We start from the raw sequence: 11,447 nt of genomic DNA on the forward strand, positions 1-11,447 counted from the left end.
ATAAAGATGAATATTATTAATAAATTTTTTTGAGAAAAATATATGTGGCAGGCTTTACGAAGGTTAATTGCAGCAAATCCTATGGGATTTTTTCTGTGGTCTATTATCACTAAATGGTATTTAATTATAGCAGTTGCTTCCTTGATTACTTTATATTATACAGTATTGGGCTTAAAAAAAATTGGGTTTATAGATTATTTTACTGAAACTACAGTCGAGATATTAGATACAACTAAAGCAGTTGCTCAAAATTGTACTACAAAACTCGGTCCTAATTGGAATCATTTAGTTAGTTTTTGGAATTGCTTAAGTAATCCTGGAGAATATAAGCATGAAGAAGGAACAGGAGCAAAAGTGTTAGAAGATGAAATAAATAAGCTTACGCAAAAACAAGCAGATAGTGCTGCAGACGCTGAACCTCCTATAATAAACCCTTATGAAGAACTAGAAAATCCAAATAATCTTAATAATACCCAAAGCGGTAGTAATAATAATCGTTAATTTATGTCACTTTAATATTATATGTCGGATACTGAAGATAATAAAAACAAACAAACTACACGTCGTGATTTTATGGTTCTAACGGCTAGTAGTGTTGCAGCAGTCGGGGCTGTGTGTACGCTTTGGCCTCTCATTGATTCCTTAAATCCTTCCGCAGACGTGCTTGCTTTATCATCAATTGAGGTTGATCTATCAAATATTGCGGTAGGGCAAACAGTTACGGTTAAATGGCAAGGTAAACCGGTTTTTATCACAAACCGTACTCCTGATAAAATAGCTGAAGCAAGAGCCGTAAAGATGTCGGAGCTTATTGATCCTGAGACTGATGAAGCACGTGTGAAAGCAGGTCATGATAATTGGCTTGTAACAATCGGGATTTGCACGCATTTAGGTTGTGTGCCGCTTGCTAATCAAGGTGAATATGATGGATGGTTCTGTCCGTGCCATGGCTCACAATATGATTCTTCAGGTAGGGTTAGAAGAGGTCCTGCTCCTTTAAATTTAGCAGTGCCGCCTTATAGTTTTATTAGCGACAAAAAAATTAGAATTGGGTAGTTATTTATGAATGAAGATATTACCCCTAAAAAGCCCAATGCTATTATAGAATGGATAGATTATCGCCTACCTATTTTCTCTTTCCTAAAGCATTTTAGTCATTATCAGACTCCAAAAAATCTTAGCTATTTATGGAATTTAGGCTCTATTGCCGGTATTGCGTTGGTGATTCAGATAATCACCGGTGTTATACTTGCGATGCACTATACACCTCATGTAGATCATGCTTTCGATAGCGTCGAGAGGATTATGCGTAATGTAAATTACGGCTGGTTACTGCGTTATACTCATGCGGTAGGTGCATCGATGTTTTTTGCTGCCGTATACTTACACATAGCAAGAGGTTTGTATTACGGCTCTTATAAAGCACCGAGAGAACTGCTTTGGCATATCGGTATTATCATTTTTCTAACTATGATGGCTACTGCCTTTATGGGTTATGTGCTTCCTTGGGGGCAGATGAGCTACTGGGGTGCTACGGTAATTACTAATTTATTCTCGGCTATTCCGCTAATAGGAGAATCCATAGTTACTTGGCTTTGGGGCGGTTTTTCCGTTGATAACCCAACATTAAATAGATTCTTTTCACTGCATTATTTATTGCCGTTTATTATTGTTGCTCTTGTGATGCTGCATTTAGTAGCTCTGCATCAGCATGGTTCAAATAATCCGAAAGGTATCGACGTTAAAAGCCATAAAGATACTATTCCTTTCCACCCTTATTATACCGTAAAGGATTTTGTCGGTTTCGGAGTTTATTTCATAATATTCGCTTATTTTATTTTTTACGAACCTAATTATTTAGGACATCCCGATAATTACGTTCCGGCAAATCCTTTAGTTACGCCTGCTCATATCGTACCTGAATGGTATTTTCTGCCGTTTTATGCGATTCTTAGAGCCGTACCTTCTAAGCTTGGCGGCGTATTATTAATGTTCGGGAGTATATTCGTTTTATTTTTATTACCGTGGCTTGATACCTCAAAAGTTAGAAGCGGCAATTATAGACCGATATACCGAATTGCTTTTTGGATATTTATGGCAGATTGTTTATTACTCGGTTATTTAGGCGGACAGCCGGCAGAAGAGCCGTATATTACAATTAGCCGCTTTGCTGCTTGTTATTACTTCTTCCATTTCTTATTAGCTCTGCCGCTGATCGGTAAATATGAAAAGCCGCTACCGCTACCGGAGGAGTTGTAATACTGTCATGCTAATCGTCATTGCGAGCAGGTAGTTCTATGTCATTCCAGCAACGGCGGGAATCCGGTAATAATTGTCATACCGCGACTTGATCGCGGTATCCAATCTTTGTTAGTTTTTTTCTGGACCCCGTGGCTTGACCACGGGGTGACACCTAATGTGCTTTATGCCGGATTCCCGCCTATGCGGGAATGACATAAAACCACGCAACAAGACCTTGTAAGAATGACATTGTAATACTTAAAAAAACATAGCATAAAAAATAACAAACAATATATGCAATCAACAAATTGGGAAATTCCTGAAAAAGTAACAGCTTTACATGCTTGGCGAAGATAGGCAGCAAGAATAATAGACTATAATATAAATACAGTAATAATAGTGTTTTTAATATTCTATACAAAAGGTAAAATTCTACAATCTATTTTTATACCAGCTTTTATGAGTAGGATTTTAGGATCTGGAAACCATTCTTTTACTTTTTTTATAATAAATATAATAATTTTTGGCATAATATTTCATTTTTATTCAATATTTATTAATGCTTTTTTGCTTTATTTAACAGGTAGTACAATAGGTAAATTATTATTAGGAGTAAAAATATTAAATAATAATAACAAACGTCCAAATTTTTTCAAATTACTTTGGCGTGAAATAATTATTTTATTAAAGGGATTAGGATTAGGAATACCATTAATAGGAGAATTAGCAAATTTTTTTTCTTATAAATATTTTATTTTTAATAACACTACAAGTTGGGATAAAAAATTAAATCTAAAAATATTATATCGTAATCAACATCGTTTTTTTACAAATACTATTTTATCAATAACAATATTATTTACATTAATATATTCTTACCTGGACGATTGAATTAAAATTTTTAAACACTATGAAAATTAAACTACTTATTTCTATCATCATATTAGTAACCTCTAGCTTGAGTCTTGCAGGTGAAGAAGCATTACATCCAAAAAAGATGAAATGGTCGTTTGACGGCGTATTTGGCACAGTTAATCGTGAAGCAGCACAAAGAGGTTTTCAGGTCTATAAAGAAGTTTGTAGCGTTTGCCACGGTTTAAACAATTTATATTACCGTAACTTGAAAGATATTGGCTTTTCGGATGATGAGATAAAAGAGATTGCCAAAGGCTATACGGTAAAAGACGGTCCAAATGATGATGGTGAGATGTTTGACCGTCCAGCTCTTCCATCCGATCGTTTTGTACCTCCTTACCCTAATGAACAAGCAGCAAGGGCAGCTAATAACGGAGCACATCCTCCTGATTTATCTTTAATAATAAAAGCACGGCATGACGAGGCTAATTATATATATTCGTTGCTTACCGGTTATACCGAACCGCCGGCAGATTTTAAGTTAATGCAAGGGGCTCATTATAATCCGTATTTCCCAGGTGAGCAAATAGCAATGCCGCCGCCTCTTACAGACGGGCAGGTAACCTATATGGACGGTACTAATGCAAGTGTAGAGCAGATGTCGCATGATGTTGCGGTATTCCTACAATGGGCAGCTGAGCCGGAAATGGAACATCGTAAATCTATGGGTCTTAAAGTTATGATGTTTTTGGTAGTGTTTACTATCTTTTTCTATATTGCGAAAAACCGCATTTGGTCTAATTTAAAGTAGTTCAAAAATCGTCATTGCGAGAAAGCCTTGTTGCGTGGATCAATTTCACCTCTGTCATCCTGTGGCTTGACCACGGGATCCAGTTAAAAATACTAAAATTATTAGTATTTTTTATTGTTTTTATGGACCTAGTTAGCAAGTCACGGGGTGACACGGTGGGTTTTTCCGATCCACGCTGGAATGACATCGAGTAGATTTTACAGGTCCATGCAATAACGCCTTCAGTCGCTTAGCTCATGACGACTTGGGTATCCATGCAATAACGTTCCTCTCTTAGTATGATGACTTATCTTTGCTATACTTATCCTAAATTATATAGATAGGTATTTATGATTACTTTATTTGCAGCGATTACAGGCTTTATTAGTTCTATCATTCCTGAAATTTTAAAAATATACAAAGATATTAACGACAAAAAATATGAGATAAATATTTTAGATCGTCAAATTGCTAATAACAAAAACTTTTACAGAGCTTACCATATTATAAGAAATGGCAGAGCAATATTCTCTTTACTCTACCTATAAAACAGGTGTTAGCTGGGTTGATGCTTTAAACGGTTCGGTAAGACCGGTGCTTGCTTATAGTTTCTTTGCAATGTATGGAGGTGTTAAATATGTTCAATATAAATCGTTAAAAAGTTCTGCTCTGCTAGTGGAGTATCTAGATATATTATGGAGTATAGAAGATCAAACTATTTTTTCGGGAATTATTAGCTTTTATTTTGGGCAGCGTACTTTTAGCAAATTATGGAAATGTAAGACTTGAATTTTGAGTAGATAATTTTATATATTTAAATATATAAGCAATAAATGTAAAGGTAATTTTATGTTAAAGAGTGCAAAATTATATATTCCGTCTATAGCAGCTATTATTTTATCTAATAATATTGCAATGGCTAATAATAATTATGACACCGGTCATGCGACGCCTTTGCGTCAAGTGGCGGATTTAATAGATAATCAAATTACAAATATTGATAATTTATTTAAAAATAGATTGCCGCTTTATGAATCTAATAGCATAAAAAGCAATTTTATTACTAAAGATAAGCAATATATTATTAGTATGGAAGTACCTGGCTTTGATAAAAGTCAAATTAAGGTTAAAGTGAACGGCAATAAATTATTTATTACAGGGAATATAGAAGAAAAAAATAAAGCTGATGATTCAGATAATTACATGAATAAAAATTTTAATTATGTAATATCATTGTATGAAGATGTAGACCAGGCAAATATCTCTTCAAGTCTTAAGAATGGAATACTTACTATTATTCTACCTCGCATTGAGATTAAAGAACAAGAAGCAAGAGAGATAGTAATTGATTAATCAAGCATTGCTAAATATTAGCATTTAATTTTTCTGAAACAAAACTTTTTTCTATATAGCTAGGTAATTTTATTAGCTCCTGCTTTAGTTCATTATCTACTCCTGAGGCTTCAAATTTTCGATCGACTAAGAAAATTATAGGTTTAGTGTTGTGAGTAAAGAAAAAGTCAAAATTTGGTTTGTCATCAAAATACCTGTTAAATGATAAGCATGAGTAATAATAGCAATTTCAGCGTTACTTAAGTCGATATTACCGTTTTCATGTTCTTTATATAAAGTTTTAAATTGTCCGCCTGTATTAACCTGTCCCTCAGGTAAAGTGAATATATAAAAATTTTCTTTTGGATAATCGGTAATAATATTTTTATCAAGTGCTTCTTTTAGTAAGCTATTATCATAAGCTCCGCCATTAAACAAAATCATCGGTCCGTATTTTTGTAATTCTTCAGATGTTAGACTAGATATTTGCTTATCAAGTTTTTTAGCTGCAACTTCTCTTGCAATCTCTATGCCAAGCCTCATTCTATTATAACCGTCTTCTTTATCTGCATCTCCTATATTTTGAGCATCAGAATTAATCGGTATTTTTGTATAAGAATATCTTGCCGATAAAACCCATACATATTTTATATTCTTATCTATTTCAGGATTTTCGATTGTATAAATATTTTGTATTTCAGAGATAAAATTCTTGCGGATTTTTTCATTAGCAGGATCAAACTCTAGATTATTTAAATTGCTAATTATTTGCTCAAAATGTTTATCTTGAGAATATTTTTGGTAATTTTGAAACCCTAGAACTGAGACTATCCCTATAATAATTATAGAAATAGCTACGTTAAAATTTTTGCAGTTTTTCATATTGTGATAAAAATAATAAGGTTGAAATATGAAAAGGTCATATCACATCTTGACCATGATAGCAAAAAAATAACTTTTAGTAATTTATTCGCTTTTTAGCTTTGCTAGCTCTTGAGGGGTAGGCAGGAATTTTTCAAGCTTTTTAGGTAATGTTTCTGTAAGCTTAAATTGTGATACTCCTATTGGTTTTTGGATGCCTTCTATAGCGTATTCTACGGTAATACCTTGTTTTTCTTCGCACAAAATTAACCCAATTGTAGGATTATCCGAATTATCTTTAATTTTGTGATCCATTAAATTAAGATAAAAATTTAGTTTGCCGGCATATTCTGCCTTAAACTTACCGGTTTTTAATTCAATAACAACATAACATTTGAGTTTTATGTGATAAAAAACTAAATCCAAATAATAATCTTCTCCCTCAAGTTCTATATGATATTGATTGCCAACAAATGCAAAACCTTGTCCTAGTTCTAATAAAAAGTTTTTAATATTATTTATCAATTTATTTTCTAAATCTCGTTCTATTATTTTACCTTGAATATCTAAAAATTCTAAATTATACGGGTCTTTTATAATCGATCTTGCTAAATCAGACTGTAGCTCAGGTAAAGTATTAGAAAAGTTATTTATACCTTTTGCTGACCTTTCATATAAATTACTTTTAATTTGTAAGGATAATACATTTCTTGACCAACCATTTTCGATGGTTTGTTGTGCATACCAAATTCTTTGATTTATATTTTTTAGTTTTGAAAAAATATAAATATTATGACTCCATGGGATTTCTCCAACCGCTTGTTGGAGAATTTGGTCATTATTATATTCTGCAAAAAACTGACGCATATAAGAAAGGTTTTGATATGATAATCCTTTCATTTCAGGAAACTCTTTACGCAAATCATCAGAAATATTTTGAATAACTTTTGAACCCCATTTCTCTTTATTCTGACGTTCTAAAATTAATTTTCCTATATTCCAATAAAGAACTATCAATTCTTTATTAACTGCTAAATGGGCTCTAATACGAGCTTTGCTAATTTCTTGTTTTAAATTTTTAATTAAATCAGTATACGATTGATTATTTAAAATATTACTCATTGATTTTAACTATCTCTTACCACCCGCATTCATAGCAAGGCTTGCGGAAACAAATTCTTCAAGGTCGCCGTCAAGCACTCCTTTAGTATCAGAAGTTTCATAATCTGTACGTAAATCTTTTACCATCTGATAAGGCTGTAAAACATATGACCTAATTTGATGTCCCCAGCTATTATCGGTTTTGGCGGCATTCTGCTCGTTAACGCTGTCTGTGCGTTTCTGCATTTCAAGCTCATAGAGTTTTGCTTGAAGCATCTTCATAGCTTGAGCCTTATTTTTATGCTGTGATCTATCGCTTTGGCATTGTGTCACCGTATTTGTCGGTATATGGGTGATACGTACGGCAGAATCGGTAGTATTAACGTGCTGCCCGCCTGCTCCAGATGCTCTAAAAGTATCGATTCTTAAATCTTTATCCTCGATAGTAATTGCTATATTATCGTCAATTTCGGGGTATACCCAGCTACTTGCAAAGCTAGTCATTCTTTTACCTGCAGCATTAAACGGGGAAATACGCACTAATCTGTGAACACCAGCTTCGGTCTTAAACCAGCCGTAAGCTCGCTTGCCTATTATCCTAATCGTGCATGATTTAATGCCTGCTTCTTCGCCGTTAATCATATTGATTATTTCGATTTTAAAGCCGAGTCTTTCGGCAAAACGCAAATACATACGCATCATAATAGATGCCCAGTCATGACTTTCAGTTCCTCCGGCTCCGGCATTAATCTCTAAAAAGCAATTATTACCGTCTGCTTCACCTGAAAACAAGCATTCCGTTTCGAATTTGGCAGCAATTATGCTTAAGCTTTTAAAGTCCTGTTCAACTTGTAAAAGTGTTTCTAAATCGTTTTCGGCTTCAGCCATTTCTTCAAGTTCTAAAGCGTCTTTTAAATTAGATTTGAGTTTATTAAAGGCATTTAGTTTTTCTTCCAAATTATTTTTTTCTCGCAGTAATGTTTGTGCTTTAGTTTGGTCATTCCATAAGCTCGGATCGGCTGTTAACTCTTCTAACTCTTTCAGTCTTTCAGTTGATGCTTCAACGTCAAAGTGACCTCCAAAGTAGTTCTAAAGACTGCTCAATTTTTTTTACGTAATTTTCTATTTCAGCTCGCATTATTTTTTCCTGTTATAAATTTCGATTTTGTTATATATTATCGTGGTTTAGTGTCATCCCGTGGCTTGACCACGGGATCTTGTATCGCAGCTTGTGTCCTGAGATCCTGCGATCAAGTCGCGGGATGACAGACAATAAACAAATACAAATTATATCACAATAATTATGAATAATCAAAAATATATAAGGAACTTCTCAATAATCGCTCATATCGATCACGGTAAATCTACGTTAGCCGATAGGTTAATTGAGCATTGTGGCGGGCTTCAGGCTAGGGAAATGAGTCAGCAAGTGCTAGATTCGATGGATATCGAAAAAGAGAGAGGTATAACTATAAAAGCACAAACCGTGCGGCTTGTATATAAGGCTAAAGACGGTAATACTTACTACTTGAATTTGATGGATACTCCGGGGCATGTTGATTTTGCTTATGAAGTTAGTAGGTCACTTGCTGCTTGTGAAGGGTCGTTATTAGTAGTTGATAGTACGCAAGGAGTAGAGGCACAAACTCTTGCCAATGTTTATCAGGCAATTGAGAATGATCATGAGATTGTACCGGTACTTAACAAGATTGACCTACCGGCGTCAGAGCCTGAACAGGTTAAGCAGCAGATAGAGGATATAATCGGGATCGATGCAAGTGAGGCTGTATTGATTTCGGCAAAAAGCGGTATAGGTATTGATTTAGTTTTAGAGGCAATAGTAAAAAAATTACCTCCACCAAAAGAAAGTAGTTCTGATATTTTGAAATCTTTACTTGTTGATAGTTGGTATGACCCATATCTCGGCGTGGTTATCTTGGTACGCATTATTGATGGAACTCTACGTAAGAATATGCGTATTAAAATGATGGCTACTAACTCGGTTTATACAGTCGAGAATGTTGGATATTTTACTCCAAAAAAACATATTTCGGATGTTTTACATGCAGGCGAAATCGGTTTCTTTACTGCTTCTATAAAGCAAGTAGCGGATTGTAAAGTCGGAGATACTATAACTGATGAGAAGAAACCTTGTGAGCAAGCTCTGCCGGGCTTTAAACCAAATTTGCCGGTGGTGTTTTGTGGGCTTTATCCAACAGATAGTGCAGAGTTTGAACATCTAAAGGATTCGCTAGCTAAATTACGTCTTAATGATGCCAGCTTTGAGTACGAAATGGAAAGCTCTTCAGCCCTTGGAGTAGGATTTAGGTGCGGTTTTTTAGGGTTGCTACATTTAGAGATAATCCAAGAGCGTTTAAGTAGGGAATTCGATTTAGATTTAATCACTACCGCTCCAAGCGTGGTGTATAAAATCCATATGCGGGACGGCGAAAGCTTAGAGATTCATAATCCTGCAGATTTGCCTGATTTGCAAAAAATCGAATCGATGGAAGAACCTTGGATTAAAGCAACTATAATGGTACCTGATGAGTTTTTAGGTACAGTATTATCACTTTGTACGGAAAAAAGAGGTGTGCAGCTCGATCATAGCTATATAGCAAATAGAGCTAAAATAATTTATAAGTTACCGCTAAATGAGATAGTTTACGATTTCTACGATCGTTTAAAAAGCTGTTCTAAAGGTTATGCAAGTTTTGAATGGCAAATGGATGTTTATGAATCTTCTGAACTTGTTAAGCTTGGGATTTTGGTTAACGCAGAGGCGGTTGATGCACTGTCCACAATCGTACATCGTTCACGTGCCGAGCAGAGGGGTAGGGCATTATGCGTAAGGTTAAAGGATTTAATTCCAAGGCAGCAGATTGATATAGCAATTCAAGCAAGTATCGGTAGCCGTATTATTGCTCGTGAGACTATTAAAGCTTTACGTAAAGACGTTTTATCCAAATGTTACGGCGGTGATATAAGTCGTAAACGTAAGCTTCTTGAGAAGCAAAAAGCAGGTAAAAAGAGAATGAGACAGTACGGCAATATCGAAATCCCGCAATCTGCTTTTATCGCAGCGTTGAAAATTGGGGATGAGTAAACTTTTTTTATTTTATATAAAGAAAACGCTAGACGTTATAATAAAGATTTGTTATAAGAAGTTATCTAAAAATTTTTAGATACTTCCACTTATTCCTCGGTAGCTCAGTGGTAGAGCAAACGGCTGTTAACCGTTCGGTCGCTGGTTCGAGTCCGGCCCGGGGAGCCATTCCGTACGATTCGTTGTTTTTTTAAAAATATCAAATGGGAAACACAGAGAGTAATCAAGGTTTTAACCCTTCAGTTGCAAGTTTTGAAATATGAAGAAATACAACACTTACACAGACTTCTTGACATACTCTTAAATTTCTTTCCTATCCTTATATTACTTCTCTTCTATATTTGTAACAGTACCTTCACAAATCACAAATTAATTTTTAACTTTATAAAATCTTGATGGCTTTGATATTTCTTCTGTAAGTGGCAGTTATATTCTAGTAGAACACTTACGTTATCTTTTTCCGTCAAGACGCTGGTACCAATATTATAACCTATTTTAGGTTGTTTTGGTAAAGCAACTGTTTCATTGATTTCTTTATCTTTCCATTTTGGAAGTGTTGAGAGATAAGGAATTAAGCAGAGAATTACAGGAAGGATATTTTTTTGGAAAAATTTGTGTTTAAATTTAAGATAAATTTTGGTCAGTATATACAAAATTAGTAGAAATTTTGTTACTATCTATGTGTTATCTATGATAATATTAGCTACCCGTTAAAACGGTTAATCGTTTTAAATTAAAACATATAGCCTTCATAAATTCAGAGAATTGAATTTTGATAATACCAATATATCTGACACGTTTATTATCTTGTGAAAATACTCTTTCAAAAGGTGCTCTAATTTTTGTATAATATTTATCAAGGTCAAAATTCTTATCTTGCATGTTATTTTTCTTTACAGCACAAAGATGCACTCCTTTCCTAGTGGCTGCATCTTTGACAGGCTTTGTACAATATGCTTTATCTACATATGTAGCACCGGAGTGTGGCATAACATGTTTAAAACCTTTGCTATCAGTAACATTTGCAGTGGTAACTGCAACCTTATTAATCATCCCTGATTGAATATCAACGCTAACATGTTTTTTATAACCATACCAAAACTTATTACCTCCTTTACAACCAATTTTAGCTTGTTTATCATTTGCAACTTTAGACAAAGT

General features: G+C 34.3%; 15 protein-coding genes, 1 tRNA gene and 1 pseudogene. 10 read left to right on the plus strand and 7 right to left on the minus strand.

All coding sequences use genetic code 11. The features are described 5' to 3' along the window. Positions 1 to 42: 42 nt before the first annotated feature. The 5 genes from SB78_RS01080 to SB78_RS01100 all read left to right on the plus strand — a co-directional run bounded on the left by SB78_RS01080 (position 43) and on the right by SB78_RS01100 (position 3,907). On the plus strand, positions 43 to 501 hold the full coding sequence (locus tag SB78_RS01080; RefSeq protein ID WP_041077827.1) for a DUF2670 domain-containing protein: 459 nt from the start codon (positions 43 to 45) through the stop codon (positions 499 to 501). A gap of 21 nt (positions 502 to 522) precedes the next feature. Continuing rightward, a complete protein-coding gene (gene petA / locus SB78_RS01085) occupies positions 523 to 1,056 on the plus strand; it encodes a ubiquinol-cytochrome c reductase iron-sulfur subunit (RefSeq protein WP_041077829.1) in 534 nt (177 codons plus the stop codon). Positions 1,057 to 1,062: 6 nt separating this feature from the next. Beyond that, positions 1,063 to 2,259, plus strand: coding sequence for a cytochrome b (locus tag SB78_RS01090; protein WP_041077831.1), 1,197 nt, complete (start codon positions 1,063 to 1,065; stop codon positions 2,257 to 2,259). A 351-nt stretch (positions 2,260 to 2,610) separates the two neighbouring features. Further along, positions 2,611 to 3,132 carry an RDD family protein gene (locus tag SB78_RS01095; protein WP_277813934.1) on the plus strand — a complete coding sequence of 174 codons (522 nt, stop codon included), beginning with the start codon at positions 2,611 to 2,613 and terminating at the stop codon, positions 3,130 to 3,132. 19 nt (positions 3,133 to 3,151) lie between these two features. Beyond that, positions 3,152 to 3,907 (plus strand): cytochrome c1, encoded by a 756-nt coding sequence (locus SB78_RS01100; RefSeq protein WP_041077835.1) that lies wholly within the window; start codon positions 3,152 to 3,154, stop codon positions 3,905 to 3,907. A 1-nt stretch (position 3,908) separates the two neighbouring features. Here SB78_RS01100 and SB78_RS07495 read toward each other — a convergent pair whose 3' ends face one another. Further along, the gene (locus SB78_RS07495) at positions 3,909 to 4,094 is read right to left on the minus strand and encodes a hypothetical protein (RefSeq protein ID WP_081420884.1); all 186 of its coding nucleotides are present in this window, start codon (positions 4,092 to 4,094) and stop codon (positions 3,909 to 3,911) included. Positions 4,095 to 4,236: 142 nt separating this feature from the next. Here SB78_RS07495 and SB78_RS08720 point away from each other — a divergent pair, with 142 nt between their 5' ends. The 3 genes from SB78_RS08720 to SB78_RS01110 are packed head-to-tail and all read left to right on the plus strand — an operon-like array spanning position 4,237 to position 5,239. Beyond that, complete coding sequence (locus SB78_RS08720) at positions 4,237 to 4,434, plus strand: hypothetical protein (protein WP_096334727.1); 198 nt, start codon at positions 4,237 to 4,239, stop codon at positions 4,432 to 4,434. Further along, positions 4,400 to 4,675 (plus strand): hypothetical protein, encoded by a 276-nt coding sequence (locus SB78_RS01105; RefSeq protein ID WP_041077836.1) that lies wholly within the window; start codon positions 4,400 to 4,402, stop codon positions 4,673 to 4,675. Before SB78_RS08720 ends, SB78_RS01105 begins: the two co-directional genes overlap by 35 nt. Before the next feature lie 60 nt (positions 4,676 to 4,735). Continuing rightward, entirely contained in the window at positions 4,736 to 5,239 is a 504-nt protein-coding gene (locus SB78_RS01110; RefSeq protein WP_041077839.1) for an Hsp20/alpha crystallin family protein, read from the plus strand. 239 nt (positions 5,240 to 5,478) lie between these two features. Here the strand turns inward: SB78_RS01110 and SB78_RS11635 are convergent. From SB78_RS11635 to SB78_RS09550, 4 genes and pseudogenes are all read right to left on the minus strand, one after another. After that, positions 5,479 to 5,662: pseudogene (locus SB78_RS11635) on the minus strand (hypothetical protein). A gap of 522 nt (positions 5,663 to 6,184) precedes the next feature. After that, positions 6,185 to 7,201, minus strand: coding sequence for a PDDEXK nuclease domain-containing protein (locus SB78_RS01120; protein WP_041077840.1), 1,017 nt, complete (start codon positions 7,199 to 7,201; stop codon positions 6,185 to 6,187). A 9-nt stretch (positions 7,202 to 7,210) separates the two neighbouring features. Beyond that, positions 7,211 to 8,318 (minus strand): peptide chain release factor 2 gene (gene prfB / locus SB78_RS01125; RefSeq protein ID WP_096334728.1). Its coding sequence is split into 2 segments (ribosomal slippage): positions 7,211 to 8,248 and positions 8,250 to 8,318, totalling 1,107 coding nucleotides; the frame shifts between segments, so codons are not numbered across the junction. A gap of 30 nt (positions 8,319 to 8,348) precedes the next feature. After that, entirely contained in the window at positions 8,349 to 8,495 is a 147-nt protein-coding gene (locus SB78_RS09550) for a hypothetical protein (protein ID WP_158510071.1), read from the minus strand. On the opposite strand from SB78_RS09550, the gene lepA reads away from it, so the two are divergent. Continuing rightward, positions 8,484 to 10,286 (plus strand): translation elongation factor 4, encoded by a 1,803-nt coding sequence (lepA, locus tag SB78_RS01130; RefSeq protein WP_041077844.1) that lies wholly within the window; start codon positions 8,484 to 8,486, stop codon positions 10,284 to 10,286. The genes SB78_RS09550 and lepA overlap by 12 nt on opposite strands. 93 nt (positions 10,287 to 10,379) lie before the next feature. Next, a tRNA-Asn gene (locus tag SB78_RS01135) sits at positions 10,380 to 10,454 on the plus strand. Between the two features lie 194 nt (positions 10,455 to 10,648). Here SB78_RS01135 and SB78_RS01140 read toward each other — a convergent pair. Beyond that, complete coding sequence (locus SB78_RS01140) at positions 10,649 to 10,939, minus strand: hypothetical protein (protein ID WP_241773640.1); 291 nt, start codon at positions 10,937 to 10,939, stop codon at positions 10,649 to 10,651. Between the two features lie 46 nt (positions 10,940 to 10,985). Then, a partial coding sequence (locus SB78_RS01145) for a transposase (RefSeq protein ID WP_146624989.1) occupies positions 10,986 to 11,447 on the minus strand: 462 nt, incomplete at its 5' end.

The sequence above is a fragment of the Rickettsia asembonensis genome, from assembly GCF_000828125.2.
GTDB classification, from domain to species: domain Bacteria; phylum Pseudomonadota; class Alphaproteobacteria; order Rickettsiales; family Rickettsiaceae; genus Rickettsia; species Rickettsia asembonensis.